This is a genomic window from Pseudomonas syringae group sp. 243L2, from assembly GCF_032587875.1.
Taxonomy (GTDB): Bacteria; Pseudomonadota; Gammaproteobacteria; order Pseudomonadales; family Pseudomonadaceae; genus Aquipseudomonas; species Aquipseudomonas amygdali.
In genome coordinates, this window is the sequence record NZ_JAWHPL010000004.1 from 53,051 (window position 1) to 70,980 (window position 17,930).

Sequence of the window (17,930 nt, forward strand, 5' to 3'; positions counted from 1 at the left end):
GCCGTGGACTGCCAACCTGGCGGTCCATGACCTCCTCAGGGGTACAACATTAGTCTGAGCGAAGGGAAAGACTGCCAGGAGAGCGTCTGGTCGAAACTCACACGCACCCGGACATCCAGCTGAGTTTCGATATTAAACGCCTTCAAATCCGTTTTGCTGATAACACCGGCGTCGATTCTATCGGCCACCCGCGGCACCGGGTATTCATCCAGAACGTTAACGATCAACAACTCATTATCAGCACCGCTGACACCACGCACATCAATGGTGATGAACTGATCAGTGCCCATGAATGACCAACTGTCGAGCGTGAACTGTGCGTAGCCTCCCTCGGGAATGTCCTGCAGGCTCAGAATCGCTCCGGAGACCTTGTCACACTGCACGACTGGAAAGCCTGTCATCCCCAGAATAGTCAGAGTATGCCGGTCCGAAAGATAAGGTGGGTCGGCGCTATTTTCGAACACCTCGTAGTACACCGGGATCGACTTGCCGAAATGCTGGGCAATCTGAGTGGAAGGCACGTTGAACAGCCTCGAGTCTGCTACCTCCGTAAGAAAGGAACCCACACTACCGGGCTCGGCCCACTGAACGCGGACGGTGTCACCGGGAGCAATCACGGCATTCTCGGGTATCGATACCACTGCGCCCCGATAAGCATTTACCGGATCGAGCGTACTGGCGCTTGGCCGGCCTGTGGCCTTCTGAACCTGAGGGGGTGGCAGCACACGGGGTACTGGCCGAGCGCACACCAGCAGCGAAACAGCCAGCGCACGGGGCCCGGCATTCCCCGAGCGATCCTTCAGCCTGTAGGACACATAACGCATGCCGTCGCCACTCTCTAGAACCATTTGCTTGTCGAAGGCAATACTAATCGTGCTACCGATGTCGGACGCTTCAAGCGTCAGGGTTCCGGTGTGCTCCGAGCCCGTCAGCGTACTGCTCCAGTACCAGATAACGAGATCCCCGGGGCTCGGCGAAAAATACGCGGGCACTTCGGCCAGCACGGTGTCGTCATGAGTGTTCAGCCAGGCCGCGGTAAGACCGTCGCTGACGATTTCCTGCGGAAAAATCAGCGCCTCTTCGTCTGCGAATACCGGTGCCGTTTTATCAATGACAAAGGCCAGTGTTTCGGATTCAGTCAGCATCTGGTTCGCGGTCTGGACGCTATAACGGAGTCGATGCCGGCCTTCGCCAAGGTGTTGCTGCGCGATCATGATGAACAGATCGTCAGGCTGTACAGGTCCGGTCCAGACCTTCTCGTCCAGCAGCACGTCATTCCAGTACACGCGCAGATACTCAGGGTAGTCCAGGCTGGGCCCGGAGTTTTGCCACATGGGAAAATCGACCCGCAACGGCACGAGCCAGGCACTGCTGGGAAGCAGATTGGGTTCGCCGCCGGGTACGTCAGGGAGGAGTTCGGCGATCAAGGGCGGCGCAAGCAGCACGCTCTTGCGCCATGAAGCCGGCCAGAAAAGGATTCTGATCCGTTCGATCCACTTTGAAATGACAGACATGAGCCGGGCCTCCAGCACGAGAAAGCGGTGGCCGACCCGTTTGCCGACCGCCATGCCTGTCAGTTAACACCCTGTTTTTTTTTGCGGATACTGGCACAAGTGATAGGACCGTTGGCGCATCAGCGCCAGTCGCTTCACTGTCACTACCAGCTGTAACGCAAGCCTGCACTGGCACCCCACGGCTGTTCGATGGCATCGCTGTTGCTGTAATCGAAATCAGCATGCAGCTGCAGGTTGTCAGATAGCGACACCGAAACGCCCGCACCCAATTCGCCACGGGAACCAGAGAGGTCGTTATTGAACATGTTGTCGTTGACCTTGACCTCGTTCCTGTTGACGAATTCGTGAGCCACGGCAACCCGCACGTAAGGTTGTAGCGTACGCCCCTTGCCCACATCAAAACTGCGCCCCGCCGTCGTACCGACCTTGCCGAGCAGCGACCGGCTGCGGTCACCTTCAGCATGCATACCGTTATCCAGTGCATAGTCCTTGCCCTGAACGACCAGGCCCGCCAGTTGGGTATAGGGTTCGAGAAAATAACCGTTGTCCAGTTTGATGTGCCGCCCCAGCTCCAGTGACGCGCCAACCCCCAGATTGTCGTAGTTGCCGCGCGTGCGGGAACCATCGCTGAGATTGACTCTGGCCTTGTTTTTGAACTGATTGAGTTTGATCACGCCATCGACGTAGTAGCCGCTCTCGCTGTCCAGCCAAGTGCTGTAAGCGCCCAGCGAGTAGCTGTCGACCTTGCCACTGGCACCGTGATCCAGGCTGAGGTCGGACGTGCTCTGTCCGATCATGACACCCGCCAGCCATTGCCCCGACCCCACAGGCAGCTTGCCATCTGCGCCAAGAGCAACACCGCTCTGAACCTGCTGATATCCGAAGCCCGAGGCGTCGGCGACATTGAATTTGTTGCCGTAGGTACGCATCCAGCCACCGGAACGGGCCTGGTCCATGCGCAACTCACCCATGCGCGAACGTAACGTGCTCAACTCTCCGTACCAGACAGTCGGTGCGGTATTGAACAACGCCATGACAGTCTGTGCGCCCGGGCTGATGGTTCGGGTGGCGGTGTCCAGATACCAGTCGTTTGCGCCATGCTTGATCAGGTCATAGGACCATGCCCCCAGATCCACGGCGCCGCCTGCCAGGGAAAAACTGGCATCGCCGGCTGCGGCATGTACTACGTGCAGAGAGGTGTCACTGAGAGGATCGGTACCGGTGCTGCCGATAAGCAAGGAATGGCTGCCGGTTGCATTGCCGGTGATATCCAGAAAGTCTGTGGCCGCGCCGCCGAAATCCACGTCCATCATGAACGTGCCGCTCCCTGACAGGCTTGCAAGTGACAAGGTGTAAAACGAGGCCGCGTCACCAAACCTGACCGACCCGCCATTCATGGAAACGTTACCCACCTGGCTGTTTTCGACCATCGTCCACTGCCCCCCGCTGGCAAGCGAAAAACTGGCGACGTTCTGCAGACGTCCGGTCAGGGTTGCATTGTTTTGTAATACCAGGCCAGCAGTACTGCCTGCGTCAGCGAATATGTCGCCCAGCAATTGACTGTTGTCGACGGTCATATTGGCTGTAGAACCGTTGATCAGCTCCAGTATCTTGCCGTTGCCGCCGGTCAGCGTGGAGCCATTTTTGACGAAAATAGTGGCAGTGGCAGGCGCCCCGGTGGGCGTTCCGACAATCAGTGCCGAATCCGTGACACCTTCGACCCGGGTCCCTTCCAGGGTCAATAGATTGCTCGAGGGCACGCCGGGGTCGGCACGCATACGGATCCCATATTGCTGCCCGGTGATGGTGCTGTCGGACGCCTTCACAGTGGAGTCAAACATCTCCACGCCTCTGCCGTTGGTGCCCGTGGCCGTTACTGCGCTGTGCTCCAGTGTCAGATTGGCGAGCGAGCCGGCATTAACGCCACGATTGGTTGCCGTGATCGTGCTGCCGATAACCGTTGCCGTGGAGCCAACCAGTTGCGCAGTGTTATTGCCCATCCCCATACCATCCGCGCCACCCGTCAGCTGGCTTCCGGTAATCAAGGCATTTGCCCCGGTCAACGAGACTGCTGTGCCGGTAGCCGCGCTGACCTGACTGCCATTGAGTGTCAGCTGCGCGCCGGTGACTGTAGATATTTGCAGGGTGGTCGCGCCATTGGCGGTCAGCACCCCATTGCTGCCCACCCGATAGCTGTCCAGCGGGGTCGTGGCCTCAATGGTCACGGGGCCATTGACAGAGGTTTGCGCAAAGACAGAACTGCTGGACAGGAAGGGGGAGAGAAACGCCATGATCTTTAGTGTTCGTGAGAGCGGAAGCAGCGCGAATGGAGCATTCATTATGGTGTATTACCTGAATGAAACGGCGTTGAACCCCGTGGTCTTTGCCCGAACCTGGCCACGAGAAAGAGGCCGGAAGATTACGGGGATCAAACTGAATGCTCTGTAGGACGTTTCCTATGTAAATGTAGGGAGGTTCTGGTATTGAGGCTCTGCCAGTCGTTAATTTACGGGGAGGTACCGGTAAGCGTAGGCAAAATGCCCCCATACGCACAGCTTCATTAAACTGTTTGGGAGCAACCTGGGCCGGCGCAATAACTGAAAACACGGCGCGCAGAGGATCGCAGGCACCTTCTGCCTGTGATCCGTCTTTAAAGCCCCCTACACGATAGGACACGATCCATTTGCCCAGTACATACCCACCTCGGCAGTGGTTTCCAGTGAGGTAATGGTGGAGCCCTTCAGAGTGAACGAATACTTGATCTTCCCGCGCGCGTTTCTGCCATGACCAGCAGGGTCATAAGTGGGCAGAAGATGTATCTCGTATGGCGTGACCAGCCAAGTAAAGCCCGTGACTGGATAATCGTCCCCCAACACAATATGTTCGGTCTTTTCGACACCTGAGATAGGCGTATCGTCTTGTGGATCCTGCGGAAAAGCGTTCCAGTACAGAGTGACGGTATCGCCTGCCGCCAGATAGTTCGATAGATCAGGAACGACCACCCGCACACCTGGCTCTCCTGAGGATGGATTGGCAGGATCCTTATAGAGCGAGGTGCAATTCAGCCATCCGCCTGAACTGGTACCTTCAAAGACCGGGGCATCGGGAGTGATGACCACAGCACTCACGTCGACCCGCGTATCCGGCGATTGTTGCGAATTCTCTGAGTCGGCGGCACGAATGCTGTAATGAACCGGCAAATCAGGGCGATTACCTTCAAATTCGATATAACTCCAGGGTATTTCGACCTCGAGCTCGTCTCCGGCCGCATCAGTGTCTGCCACGGTGTATTGCACCTCAGGCACATGGCTTGCGCCCCAGTAGAAATCTACAACTTCGCCCGGCAGAAGCGGGTCATAAAGTTTGAATCTGACACTGGCATCCTTCTTATCGTCCGACGGCTTCAAGACATTCAGCTCGTTGGAAACTTCGCCGTAGACCTCGACCGGTAACAACTGATCGTTGATTGGATCAGGCCAGTCAGGATCAGGAAAGGGATCAGGTCCGATAGTGGAGAAATTGACATTGACACTGATGCTTTTCACTTCGGACGGAACAACGCCACGCAGGACTCGATAACTCACTGTAGTCGGCTGATCACCGCCAGTCGCTTGAACGTACTGATCACGCAACACCGTGTCAGGAACCCTGACCGAAAACGGAAACTGCGGGACCTCTCCCATGTATTCAGGCCACAGTACTGCTGTACCCCAGGTAACCTCGATACGATCGGTAGGCTTCCAGTTATCGAACGACTCGATCTGCACCTCGACGCCCATTCGTGCGTCAGGCAGGTTGATCAGATTATCCGGAGGCGACGCCAGTGGCACCAGCGGGTCCTTCAGATTGTCGGGCAGCAGACCCAACGCTACTTCTATGCGCTTGTAGTTGGAAAGCGGACTGCGGTTGGTCGCTTTGTCCACCAGAAAGTAAGCGACATAGTAGGCCTCATCCTTGGAGTCGCCAATTATATCAACCGGGAATGTCACCTTATTACCCGTCGCGCTGGCCACGTCAACGACATCGACAGGAGCCGGCAGATCTGCGGGCTCGTCGGGAAACGGAGTGCCAACCCAATAGAACGCTACCTTGTCGCCGGGTTTCCAGTCGTCGTAGTCAGGCAACGTGCCGACAATACCGCCCGGATTGTCATCCAGAAACGCCTGGGTCAACTGATCTGTATTCAGACTCATCTGCCCGGGCTCAACATGCCCGCCGGGCGGCGTGGTATCGACGATCAGCTTGAGCAGCGGGCTGACAGTCTCCTGGTCGTTCGGCTGCCTGATCCGATAGCGAAGACTGTAAACACCGTCTGCCGGTTTGGGGAATCCAGGCGAAAGGGTGGCCAGCGGAATGTTGATCGTCTTTGGGAAGGTGCCAACGGCCACTGGCGCAGTGACCGTATCTGTAAACACTTCCACGAATCCGTCGTCAGCCGGTACTTCACCCACTGCCCAATCGATGAAAAAGGTATCGGATGCGCCATCCTCAGTGACCAACTGCGCCCACTGGGCGAGAGTAACGTCAAGAAATGTACCGAGCAAAACGTCCTTGTTCAACGTCCCGTCCGTCGGGTCCACGATGTTGGCCACTTGCGCCACTGCGAGCTCTGCCTTGAGGTCCATACCCCGCAGACTGCGCGCCAGCCGGTACGCGATGCGCGCCGCCTGGCTTTGTTCAGGTGTCAGTGTTGTTTTCGAATCGACCATAATCAGCACTCCTTTGCTACCGATTGCCGCCCCCCTCCCTTCACAGGAGCCCCGCGGCAGGTTGATGTGTGAAAAGCTCTCTCGATGAGCGCTTCTCTTTCAGCACACAGGTCATCCGGACCTGCGCTCCATCTGATTAAACGGCAGTTACCTGAGACGGGATACTGTCAGAACTACCAGTAGCCAGTAGCAGGGGCGAGCCGGAAAGCACATTCGACAGTTTTTGTATCAGGCCGGATACATTTCTGAAATGCCCCCGACATTCGATCACGTCACCCTTCCGCCGCAACTCCCGGCGAAGTAGCATGAGGAGCAGCGTTGATCTTCAACAGCGGCCGGACGACGGCGGCACACGCAGGCGACAGACGCACTATGCAAGCACTTCCCGATAACCCCCTGGATGCCACATCGACCGAACAACGCTGGAGCGTTCGCGCGCTGATTGTCGATGACGATGTGGCCATTCGCGAACTGCTCTGCGATTACCTGACGCGCTTCAATATCAACGCTCGTGGCGTCACCGACGGCACGCAGATGCGTCAGGCATTGACCGATGAAACCTTCGACGTGGTGGTGCTCGACCTGATGCTGCCCGGTGAAGACGGCCTGTCGCTGTGCCGCTGGCTGCGCAGCACCTCGGACATACCGATTCTGATGCTGACCGCACGCTGCGAACCGACTGACCGGATCATTGGTCTGGAACTGGGTGCCGACGATTACATGGCCAAGCCGTTCGAGCCGCGCGAGCTGGTCGCGCGTATTCAGACCATTCTGCGCCGGGTACGCGACGAACGCAGCGATCAGCGCACCACCATTCGCTTTGACGCCTGGCGGCTGAACAGCGTGCTGCGTCAATTGACAGCCGCCGACGGTCTGGTGGTGCCGTTGTCCAACGCCGAGTTCCGTCTGCTGCGCGTATTTCTCGAACGGCCGCACCGGGTGCTTAGCCGTGAACAGTTGCTGGACGCCGCCCGAGGCCGATCGATCGAGGCGTTCGACCGCAGCATCGATTTGCTCGTCTCGCGTTTGCGTCAGAAGCTCGGCGACGATCCGAAGAACCCGCAGTTGATCAAGACTGTGCGCGGTGAAGGCTATTTGTTCGATGCCAGGGAGCTGGGTTGATCCGCCGGTTCGACACGCTGTTTGCGCGCCTTTTCGGGGGCGCACTGCTGGCTATTCTGCTGGCGCATTTACTGGCTTTCATCTGGTTCACCCAATACGGCATGCGCCCTCCACCTGATGACCGCCCAGACGCGCAGCATTCGCAGGATGATCAAGGGCGACGTCATCGACCGCCACCGGGTGGCCCGCTGGTGCTGCTGTTCTTTCAGTTCGTCACCCTCATTGTTGCTGCATGGTATGGCGCCAAGGCACTGAGCCGCCCGGTACAGCGCCTGAGCGAGGCCGCCGAGCGCCTCAGTGAAGACCTGGACAGCCCGCCCCTTGAAATAAGCGGCCCGCAGGAAGCACGCCAGGCTGCGCAGACCTTCAACCTCATGCAGCGCAAGATCCGCGAACAGATGCAGCAGCGCGGGCGCATGCTGGCTGCGGTATCCCATGACCTGCGCACTCCCCTTTCGCGGCTCAAGCTGCGTGTTGAACAGATCGAAGAGCCAAGGCTGCATGGCCAGATGACTCAGGACCTCAACGACATGATCAGCATGCTCGACGCCACGCTCGCCTACCTCAATGAGCATCGGCGCAGCGAAGCGTTGCAGCAGTTCGACCTGCAGGCGCTGATCGAATCCCAGGCCGAGAATGCGCAGGACAATGGCGATGATGTGCAGTACCAAGGCCAGTGCAAGCCGCTCAGAACACAACCGATGGCACTGCGTTCGTGCCTGCAGAACCTGGTCGACAACGCGCTTCGCTATGCCGGTAGCGTCCATATCGTGATCGAGGACAGCGCCGAACGCGTACGCATATCGGTCGTTGATCACGGACCGGGCATTGCCCCTGAATTTCACGAAGCGGTGTTTGAGCCGTTCTATCGCCTGGAAGGTTCGCGCAACCGCAACTCCGGCGGTATCGGCATGGGCATGAGCATCGCCCGTGAAGCTGCGCGAAGAATCGGCGGCGAGCTGACGCTTGCGCAAACACCGGGTGGCGGCCTGACCGCGATACTGAATCTGCCGCGCCTCTGACACATTCTGTATCACACCGCGTACAAAGCTTAAATCTCCAGGACAACTGACGCCCCGAGGCTGCAAAAGCCGGTACACCGCTACCGGACACATTTATCTCAGGGGAGTGAGACTCATGATCAACGGGATCAGCAGCAGCTTTTCCAGCTACACCAGCTCGACCAGTGCCACCGCCAGCACCAACAGCAAGAAGTTTCAGGAAGAGTTGCTGGCAAAACTGGACACCGATGGCGACGGCAGCATCGGCAAGGATGAGCTGAGCTCGGCCTTGTCGTCGAACAGCAAGGACGGCATTACTGTCAGCCTGAGCAAGGCGTTCAGCGATCTGGACAGCAATGACGACGACAGCCTGGATGCCGATGAACTGGCCGCCATGACGCCGCCACCGCCGCCGCCCATGCAGTCGGTCGATGAGCAGGCAGAAGACCTGTTCGGCTCGCTGGACAGCGATGGCGATGGCGCGATCAGCAGCGACGAGCTGACCACCGGCCTTAGCAATGCGGGCAGCACGGCGAACAGCAACCAGGTGTTCGATGCACTGGACACTGACGAAGACGGCACAGTCAGCCTTGAAGAGCTGGTCGCCGGTATGCAACCGCAACAGCCTCCTGCCGGTATGCCGCCTGCGCAAAAGAGCACCTCCGGCAGCACTGACGGCGCCAGCCTGTTCAGTACCCTCGACAGCGATAGCAACGACAGTATCAGCGCCTCCGAGTTGTCGGCCGCGTTGAAACAGAGTGACAACACCATTGATCAGGGCAACACCAACCAGATTGCGACTCAGGCCTTGAACAAGATGATCGCCGCACTCAGCGAAAAATATGACACCCAGAGCAGTAAGCCAGTCGGTAAGTACCTGAACACCGCTGCGTAAAGCGAGGCTCCGCCGCCCGTCCTGGTGCGGCGGAAACTTTCGCCGTCAGCGGCTGCTGCGGGCACGCTCGCTGCCGACCCAGTCGGTCAGCAGGCTATAGGCTACCGCCAGCAGGGTCGGGCCGATGAACAGGCCGATGAAGCCGAACGCCAGCAATCCGCCGAACACACCCAACAAGACAATCACCAGCGGCAGATTGCCGCCCCTGCTGATCAGGTATGGCTTGAGCACGTTGTCCACGCCACTGATGATGAACATCCCCCAGATGCCCAGAAATATCGCCATGCCGTACTCGCCCTGCCAGACCAGCCAGGCAGTGGCAGGCAGCCAGACCAGGGGCGGGCCCATCGGAATCAGACTGAACAGAAAAGTCAGAATACCCAGCACCAACGCGCCGGGAATGCCCGCGATCAGGAAGCCGATCAGCGCCAGTACCGCCTGGGCCGCTGCCGTACCGATGACCCCGTTGACCACGCGTTGCACCGTGCCAGCGACCAGATCCAGATAATACTGGGCGCGATCACCGATCAGACGCTCAAGCAGGCTGAGCACGAATGCGGCCAGGCGCGGACCGTCCCTGTAAAAGAAGAAGGCGAAGACGATGCTCAGGGTCAGTTCCAGAATCCCGCTGCCAATCTGCGCACTGCGTGCCAGCACCCAGTTACCGACCTGACCCAGATGCGGTTTGAGCGTCGCCATGAACGCCGCGCCTTGCTGATCGATGGTGGTCCACAGCGCTACCAGTCGTTCGCCCACCAGCGGAATACCCGCCAGCCACTGCGGTGGATCGGGCAAGCCGTCGACCTGAATATCCTTGATCAGGCCTGTAGCGTCACGCACATGGTCGGCGAGATTGAAGCCCAGCCATACCAGCGGCGCCGCGACCAGCAGCATCCAGCACAGGCACATCACCAGCGCGGCCAACGACTCACGGCCCTTGAACCAGCGGGTCAGCAAACGCATCAGCGGCCAGCTGGCAAACGCCAGCACCGCGCCCCAGATCAGTGCCGACCAGAAAGGTGCCATCACCCAGAGGCAGGCACCGAATAGCGCGAGCAGCAGAATCTGCACCAGTAAACGATCATTGTTGAACATGCGGCATCCACGAATAGGCTCGGAGGTCACGAGCATAAGGCTGAACAAGGCTGACGTCAGCCATTGTTCGCCATAACCTTACGCATCAGGGTTAGCGGATGACCTCGATCACCAGCCCCTGGCTATCGGCAGCGCCCGCTTCCAGACGCGCAGCGCGCACGCCCTTGGCCACCAGAGCGTCGCGCCATGCACTTGCACTCCGGCCGGAGACGGTTGCGCGCAGCGTGCTGTCCAGATTCAGACCGCGGGAAATCAGCGTGACCCAAGCTTCCTGTGGCTCGCCACCCAGCTTGGGCAATACCAGCTTGCCCGTGCTTTTCAGTTGGCGCAGCAATGTCGCCGAGGTTGGCAGCAGTTCACCCAGCGGCGCAGCCGATTCAAACTGCTCAACATGCAGGTACGCCCGACGGTTACCACGAGTGATGCTGTATAGCGCGACGAGGGTTTCACTCCGGGGCTCGGCCAGACGCAACAACAAGTAGGCCTGCCGGTCGTCCGCACCATACAGCTTGGCATTACCAAACACCTCGTTGGCCCACAGACTGCTTTCTCCGCAATCACGCGCCTGGCACCAGAACAGCAATTCTGCACCCTGCTGCTGCAAGGCTTCACGCGCGGCGGTAAAGGCGTCGTCGGATGCATGTTCGGCAGGCAGTTGATAGGTAACCGACGTCAGAGTGCCGCGTGCACTGATCTGGCCGTCGAAACGCAACTGACCGCTGATCTTGCGGATCGAGCCCATCGGATAGACACGCTCAAGCTCGGCGGCAGGACGATAGTCTACGATTTCGGTATCGGTCAGACGGGGCAAAATCTCCAGATCACGACTGCCCGGCGCATCGGCAGCGAAAAGGACAGCGCTGAACAGCGACATGCACAACGCCGCAACGGGAACACTTGATAAACGCATGAGTGCTCTCATCGGCAGGCAAGCAGGGGGCGAGAATAAAAAAGATCGCCGACAAGGCGGTCGCGAGAGGCTGCGGATTGATCCATCACGGTTGACTCCTGTTTCAACCCGCTCAGCGTCGGCAGTTGCCGGTCTCAAGTCAAGAAGCAGCGAAAAAGCGATTGATACAGTGTGCAACAGAACGTGCTCCGTGCTCATCGTTCAGGTGCAAATGATGCCCGCCGACCAGCCGTTCGACGTCAAAAGGCAGCGCTGACAACAGCTCCTGCCTTTGCGCCAGCATGCCATCGGAGGCAACCACCAATTGCGTCGGGCAACGAATGCCGTGAACGAACGCCATGGCCTGTTGATCCGTGAAGCGTATTGCGGAGGGCAAGGTCAGGCGGCTGTCGCTGCGCCAGGTGTAACCACCCGGCACCGGCATCAAACCCCGCTGAGCCAGCAGCTCAGCCGCCTCGCGACTGACCGCCACCACGCCTTTCATTCGCGCCTGAATGGCTCGATCCTGATCCTGATAAACCGGTTTTTTCTTGTTCGCCAGTTCGAGTTGCGCCTGCATGGCGGCACCCATTCGCTCGGCGGCGGATTCGGCCTTGCCCGTCAATGGCAGCAGACCGTCGATCAGCGCCAGGCGCGTGACCCGCTCGGGTAGCGAGCTTGCCAGCAACACAGAGATGATCGCGCCCAGCGAGTGCCCCAACAGGGCAAAGCGCTGCCAGCCAAGTTGCTCGGCGACGCGCAGCACGTCGAATGCATAATCAGCCAGTGTATAGGACGAGCCTGCCGGTCGGTGATCAGAATGACCGTGCCCCGCCAGGTCCAGCGCCACGACCTGTAGCCCCTCAAGACGTGGTGCGAGCCGGGCGAAACTGTTGGCGTTGTCGAGCCAGCCGTGCAGCGCGATAACCGGCTGACCGTCCTTGGGGCCGTACAGATGAGCCGCCAGCTCGATATGCCCCAGGCTCAGGCGCACTTCCTCCACCGCAAGCGTCATGCACTGGCCCTGGAGGCGCTGCGGGCGTTCCAGCGAGCAAACAGCGTCTTGAGCAGCAACGCCGTTTCATCCGGTCGTTCAAGTGGAAACATATGCCCTCCGGGCATGGACAGGTATTCGCCTTCGCGCATGCGTCGGGCAAGGTAACCATGATGAGGCATGATCACCCGGCTGTGTTGGCCACGCACCATGGCCAGCGGTACCTTGAGCTGCCGCGATGGTATTGGGCTGGTGTGAGGAATGCTGCGGTAAATACTGATTTCCGTCGCCGGGTCAAAGCGCAGACGCAACTGCTCGCCATCCTGCTGCAGGCCGTGTTCAAGGTAAGCGGTCAGGCAGTCGGGATCGAAACGGCGAAACAGGGTCTTGCTGGCAAAATAGGTGCGGGCTGCGTCCAGATCGGCAAATGCCTCGCGACGGCCCAGTGTGCGGCCCGCTGGCGTGATGCGGTCAATGAAGCCCAGACGTTTGGCTGCGCGGATGAACAACTGATCAGCCAGACCCAGCACCGGCGAATCCAGCATCACCACGCCACGGTAAAGCTGCGGACAGCGCAGCGCGGCATGCAGGTGCAGAACCCCGCCCAGCGAGTGCCCTACACCCCATACCGGGCCGGGCTGCTCACGCAGATGATGGATCAGCTCATCGACCAGGTTCAGCCAGTTGTCATCCACCGGAAAGCGCGGGTCGTGAGCATGCTGATCAAGGTGCATGACGGCATATTCCGGTGCCAGCGCGCAGAACAGCTTTCCATAGGTAGCCGATGGAAAACCGTTGGCGTGAGCGAAGAACACGGGCTGCGACATACCGATACTTCCAGAGGCCGTACGAGCCGCAATTGTGCGCAGCCGCTTCAAGCAACAGCAATGACTGGAACTGCCATCGCAGATGGCACTCCGGCCATCCACAAATCAGGCGCATGAACTCAGCGGGCAGGCGGCTCCTGGCCATGTGGCACAACCGCCACGGTCAGACGCGATATGCAGCTGAGCTTGCCTTCTTCGGTGCTGATGCGGATGTCCCATACATGGGTGGTGCGGCCGATGTGCACGGGACGTACAACACCGGTTACACGTCCGGTACGCACGCCGCGCAGATGGTTGGCGTTGACCTCGAGCCCGACGCAAAAATACTTGCTCGGGTCGACAATCAGGTAGCTGGCCATCGACCCCAGAGACTCGGCCAGCACCACGGATGCACCGCCATGCAGCAGCCCGAAAGGCTGATGGGTACGCTGATCGACGACCATGCTGGCCGTCAGGGAATCGTCCGTGAACGATTCGAAGCGGATATCCAGCACCTCGCCAATAGTGTTTTTCTGAGCCGCCATAAGGGCTTCGATATCAGGAGCCTGACGCCATACACTCATGTTAAATCCTTTTTCAAAGTGGGCCGCGTTCGCGGTGGTTCATTACTCGAACAGACCGTTTCAAACGTGTCGAACGCTGTTGAGCTGCATTGCGCCAGCCAGCACGAACTCGCCTTCCAGCTCGGCCAGACTGGCGGTACTCATAGGCTCGGCCTGCTGCGGACTGCCGTGAGCCAGTACGCCGATCAATTCGCCCACCAAGGGTTGATGACTGACCAGCAGCACTTCATCGACGCCCAGCTTGTCCAGCTGGAGCAACACCTCACGCGGGCTGCTGTCCGGCGTCAGCCAGGGCACCGTCACGACCGGGTCATTGAACCCCAGCGACTGACGTACCAGCTCGGCAGTCTGCTGTGCACGAACATAGGGACTGGCGATGATCCGCTGCACCGACTTGTCACTCAGGTGCACTGCACTTTTGAGCACTTCTTCACGCCCGTGTGCCGTAAGCTCGCGTTCGGCATCACTGCGCGCCCGCGACTGCGCTTCGCCGTGACGCAATACCCAGACCTTCACAGTTTTGGCTCTTCGTCACGCACCGGATGCGGCGCTGGCGGAACATGATGAGCCGCCTCGCCTTCAGGGGCGCGCGGCGCTGGCCAGTCGGCGAAGGGCCAGGGCTTATGGTCGCTGTGAAACGTCCCGAAACGACCAATCTGGGCCAGGTACTGGCTGACACTGTCGCCGAAATTCATCAGGCCGCCATTCGGTGCGCCATAGATAAGGCGATAAACCAATTGCACCAGCACTACGCCCGCCAGAATGATCTGTGCAACGTGCCATACACCCAGAAACAGCAGCATCCACAGAATGCGCAGCAGGATCGATTCGTTATGCTGGATTTTCGACTCGTTCAAGACGTTCTCCCTGATCGGAATGAGTTCAATTAAAGCCGGTAATCGAAATGAAATCGACGTCCGTCTTGGGCTCGGCACGCATCAACGCCTCGATGACCTGACTGAGCGTACGGCCTTCAAAAAGAATCGCATGCAGCCCGGCGACCAACGGCATATAGACCTGAACCTCCTGTGCTTTGACCTTGAGCACCTTGAGCGTGTTCACGCCCTCGGCTACTTCGCCCAGACGAGTGACCGCCTCCTCCAGCGTCAGCCCCTGGCCCAGCGCAAACCCGACCTGATAATTGCGACTTTTGGGTGAGGAACAGGTGACGATCAGATCGCCCACCCCGGCCAGGCCGAGAAAGGTCATCGGGTTGGCACCCTGACTGACCGCAAAACGGGTCATTTCGGCCAGCGCCCGGGTGATCAGCATGCTCTTGGTGTTTTCGCCCATGTCCAGCGCTACGGCCATGCCAGCGATAATTGCGTAGACGTTCTTCAATGCCCCACCCAGCTCTACACCAAACCGGTCGTTGCTGGCATAGACCCGAAAAGTACGACCATGCAGCGCGGCCTGGACCTGCTGACACAGCGCCTCGTCTTCGCTGGCAACCACGGTGGCGGTCAACGCATGCTCGGCGATCTCCCGGGCCAGGTTGGGCCCGGACAATACGCCGATACGCGCCTGGGGAACGATCTCTTCGAGGATCTGGCTCATCAATTTGAAGCTCTGCGCTTCAATACCTTTGGTCAGGCTGACCAGCATCTTGCCGTTCAGGCGCTCGACATGGGGCGAGAGTACCGCGCGCAGTGCGCTTGAAGGCAGAGCGACGAAAATCAGCTCGCAGGCCTCAAGCGTGGCGGTGATGTCGGTTACCGGCTCGACTTCGGGCCGAACCTTGATGCCCTTGAGGTAACGGGGGTTCTCACGGTTGACGCGAATCGCCTGCGCCTGCTCCGGATCACGCATCCACTGGAGAACCTGATGGCCGTTCTCGGCCAGCAGATTTGCAATGGCAGTGCCGAAGCTGCCACCACCAAGAACCGCGACTGGTTGCTGTGTGGTCATAAAACTATCCATCCAGAGCCATTCAAGTGGCGATGCCAGCATTATACGGAGCGCCGCGGTATCGGCCAGCAACAAAGCTGATCTGTCGAGCATGCAGGGCGGCATGCGACAACAAGTTCGCTGGAAACGCGCGCTATCTCGGTTAACATGCGTGCACAGCATGAATTATCGAGACACCCGGCACTGCGCTGCACAGCCGGACCGGGTCGCGACCAACGGGCGAACAGGCATGGACGCATCAATCGAGTCACCAGCGCAAAGCATTGCGCGCAAGGCACGCAGCCGATGAAATTTCGGCACTGGGATATCAATACCCGCACTCAGATCATCAGCCTGGGCCCTGCCCTGTTGTTGACGGCTCTGCTGATCAGTTTTTTCACTTTCGTGCGTATTCAGGACTTGCGTCAGGAGCTCAATCACACCGGGCAGCTCATCGCCAATCAATTGGCCATGGCCGTCGAACCGGGTGTGGCGACAGGCGATATCGACGGGTTGAAGGCGTTGATGCGCGCCACCCTGTCCATGCCCAGCGTTCGCTATGTAGAGATTCAGGACAGCTCCAATACGGCCATGGTCTACATAGATCAGCCCCGCGAAACCGAGCAGGCGGCACGGCAGATGGAGATATTCCAGGCCCCTGTCTACCTTCAGCGCACAATGGCTAACAGACACTCCGCCACGTCGCCCAAAGGCAATCGCCAGGCACCTGATAATGCTTCGCAGAGCTATATGGGACGAGTGTTGGTCGGGATGTCCAATGAAGCCTTCAGTCGACGGCAACAGGAAATATTGCTCAAGGCCGGTGTTCTGGCGCTGGGCGCGTTGCTGTTCGCTTTTTTGCTGGCCCGCGGCCTGGCCTTGAGCCTGTCAAGACCCGTCAAGGAAATGGGCGAAGCCCTCAAGGCGATTCAGCAGGGCGACTACCATGTGCCCCTGCCGGTCAGCGACGATGCCGAGTTAGGCGCACTGGCGCGGCACATCAACAATCTGGCAGAGAACCTGCACCGCACCAGCCTTGAACAGCAGCGCTCGGTGGCGCAGTTGATCCAGACACGTGAGGAAGCCGAACAGGCCAACCGCGCCAAGTCGGATTTTCTGGCAATGATGAGTCACGAGTTGCGAACCCCCATGAACGGCGTACTGGGCATGCTGCAACTGATGGAAACCACGCGCATGACCGCTGAGCAAAGCGAGTATGCGACGCTGGCGACCGAGTCAACCGAGCATCTGCTACGGGTCATCAACGACATTCTCGATTTTTCCCGCATTGAACGCGATGCCCTGCAAATGGAAGGCATAGCGTTCAACCTGGCCGAACTGGTCAGTGCCTCCACCCACGCGTTCAACCACAGCGCGCTGCAACGCGAGCTGCTACTGGAACTGCATATTCAGCCTGGACTGGACACAGTGACCGTCACAGGCGACCCGACCCGGATCAGGCAGATCCTGGTGAATCTGATCGGCAACGCACTTAAATTTACCGAGCAAGGCAAGGTCAGCGTTGTCGCCCAATGGGCGATGCTCGACAATGACCAACTGCACTTTACCTGTGCAGTGCATGACAGCGGCATTGGTATCGACGCGGAGCGACTGGAGTCGATGTTCGATGCGTTCAAACAGGCCGACAGCTCGATTTCCAGGCGCTACGGCGGCACGGGGTTGGGACTGCCGATTGCCCGTACGCTTGCCGAACGCATGGGCGGCACATTGCGTGCCGAGAGCCAGGAGGGTTCGGGCTCTGTGTTCACGCTGCAAATCCCGCTGCCCGTTTCACGCGATGTTTCAGTGGATATCGCCAAGCCGCTGTCTGTACTCGATGCACATGGCAAGGAGCGCAGCATATTGCTGGTCGAGGACAACCCGGTGAATCGCACCGTGGTGCAGGCCATGTTGCGTAATCTGGGTTGCGAAGTCGACGTGGCGGTGGACGGCGCCGAAGCGGTGATGAAGGCAAGTGCGGGAAACCACGCACTGATTCTTATGGATTGCCGACTGCCGGTCATGGACGGCTATGAAGCCACACGTCGAATCAGGCAACTTTCCGGCCTGGAACGAATCCCAATCATTGCCCTGACTGCCAATGCACTGCAGGGTGATCGGGACGCGTGTTTACAGGCAGGTATGGATGATTACCTGGCTAAACCTTTCAAACACGCTGATTTACAGCAGGTTTTACACCGCTGGCTGCCCTTTGACGCACCTGTGACTGGCGATAAATGTTAAATTGCGGCAGTCTTGGCACGCAAATCAGCCAGCAAAATCGGCTGAATGACAAAATTCAGTGAACAGGTGTACCTTGATTTCCACCTGAGCTGTGACTTTCATTACAACGCAACAGTCTATGAGTAGGCTGCCGGACAGGGTCCTGGCGAATTGGTACGACAGGACCAGCGTTCTAGCCAGTGACGCCACA

General features: G+C 58.9%; 15 protein-coding genes. 4 read left to right on the top strand and 11 right to left on the bottom strand.

Going from position 1 to position 17,930, the window contains the following annotated elements; all coding sequences use genetic code 11:
- Positions 1–35 precede the first annotated feature (35 nt).
- The 3 genes from RYB66_RS02855 to RYB66_RS02865 form a co-directional block, all read right to left on the bottom strand.
- Entirely contained in the window at positions 36–1,568 is a 1,533-nt protein-coding gene (locus tag RYB66_RS02855; protein ID WP_316893758.1) for a hypothetical protein, read from the bottom strand.
- A gap of 89 nt (positions 1,569–1,657) precedes the next feature.
- Positions 1,658–3,853 carry an autotransporter outer membrane beta-barrel domain-containing protein gene (locus RYB66_RS02860; protein WP_081003807.1) on the bottom strand — a complete coding sequence of 732 codons (2,196 nt, stop codon included), beginning with the start codon at positions 3,851–3,853 and terminating at the stop codon, positions 1,658–1,660.
- Positions 3,854–4,174: 321 nt separating this feature from the next.
- Positions 4,175–6,223, bottom strand: a complete 2,049-nt coding sequence (locus tag RYB66_RS02865) for a hypothetical protein (RefSeq protein WP_316893760.1) — start codon at positions 6,221–6,223, stop codon at positions 4,175–4,177.
- Positions 6,224–6,595: 372 nt separating this feature from the next.
- Between RYB66_RS02865 and RYB66_RS02870 the strand changes: the two genes are divergently transcribed.
- The 3 genes from RYB66_RS02870 to xopAW all read left to right on the top strand — a co-directional run bounded on the left by RYB66_RS02870 (position 6,596) and on the right by xopAW (position 9,241).
- Positions 6,596–7,345 (top strand): response regulator, encoded by a 750-nt coding sequence (locus RYB66_RS02870; RefSeq protein WP_005745271.1) that lies wholly within the window; start codon positions 6,596–6,598, stop codon positions 7,343–7,345.
- Complete coding sequence (locus tag RYB66_RS02875; protein WP_004664713.1) at positions 7,342–8,367, top strand: sensor histidine kinase; 1,026 nt, start codon at positions 7,342–7,344, stop codon at positions 8,365–8,367. Before RYB66_RS02870 ends, RYB66_RS02875 begins: the two co-directional genes overlap by 4 nt.
- A 115-nt stretch (positions 8,368–8,482) precedes the next feature.
- Positions 8,483–9,241: a XopAW family type III secretion system calcium-binding effector gene (gene xopAW / locus RYB66_RS02880; RefSeq protein ID WP_005779923.1), complete on the top strand. Its 759-nt coding sequence runs from the start codon at positions 8,483–8,485 to the stop codon at positions 9,239–9,241.
- A gap of 45 nt (positions 9,242–9,286) precedes the next feature.
- Here the strand turns inward: xopAW and RYB66_RS02885 are convergent, their stop codons facing one another.
- The 8 genes from RYB66_RS02885 to RYB66_RS02920 form a co-directional block, all read right to left on the bottom strand.
- Entirely contained in the window at positions 9,287–10,336 is a 1,050-nt protein-coding gene (locus RYB66_RS02885) for an AI-2E family transporter (RefSeq protein WP_004664709.1), read from the bottom strand.
- 91 nt (positions 10,337–10,427) lie between these two features.
- Positions 10,428–11,246, bottom strand: a complete 819-nt coding sequence (locus RYB66_RS02890; protein ID WP_316893762.1) for a DUF4892 domain-containing protein — start codon at positions 11,244–11,246, stop codon at positions 10,428–10,430.
- A gap of 139 nt (positions 11,247–11,385) precedes the next feature.
- Complete coding sequence (locus tag RYB66_RS02895; RefSeq protein WP_316893764.1) at positions 11,386–12,240, bottom strand: alpha/beta hydrolase; 855 nt, start codon at positions 12,238–12,240, stop codon at positions 11,386–11,388.
- On the bottom strand, positions 12,237–13,046 hold the full coding sequence (locus tag RYB66_RS02900; RefSeq protein WP_316886760.1) for an alpha/beta hydrolase: 810 nt from the start codon (positions 13,044–13,046) through the stop codon (positions 12,237–12,239). Before RYB66_RS02900 ends, RYB66_RS02895 begins: the two co-directional genes overlap by 4 nt.
- Positions 13,047–13,165: 119 nt before the next feature.
- Entirely contained in the window at positions 13,166–13,609 is a 444-nt protein-coding gene (locus RYB66_RS02905) for a hotdog fold thioesterase (protein WP_004664705.1), read from the bottom strand.
- Positions 13,610–13,669: 60 nt separating this feature from the next.
- Positions 13,670–14,125, bottom strand: coding sequence for a phosphohistidine phosphatase SixA (sixA, locus tag RYB66_RS02910; protein ID WP_004658919.1), 456 nt, complete (start codon positions 14,123–14,125; stop codon positions 13,670–13,672).
- Entirely contained in the window at positions 14,122–14,466 is a 345-nt protein-coding gene (locus tag RYB66_RS02915) for a DUF4389 domain-containing protein (protein ID WP_004658921.1), read from the bottom strand. Before RYB66_RS02915 ends, sixA begins: the two co-directional genes overlap by 4 nt.
- 25 nt (positions 14,467–14,491) lie before the next feature.
- Positions 14,492–15,517: an NAD(P)H-dependent glycerol-3-phosphate dehydrogenase gene (locus RYB66_RS02920; RefSeq protein WP_002552991.1), complete on the bottom strand. Its 1,026-nt coding sequence runs from the start codon at positions 15,515–15,517 to the stop codon at positions 14,492–14,494.
- Between the two features lie 285 nt (positions 15,518–15,802).
- Here RYB66_RS02920 and RYB66_RS02925 point away from each other — a divergent pair, with 285 nt between their 5' ends.
- Positions 15,803–17,740 carry an ATP-binding protein gene (locus RYB66_RS02925; RefSeq protein WP_316893767.1) on the top strand — a complete coding sequence of 646 codons (1,938 nt, stop codon included), beginning with the start codon at positions 15,803–15,805 and terminating at the stop codon, positions 17,738–17,740.
- Positions 17,741–17,930: the final 190 nt, after the last annotated feature.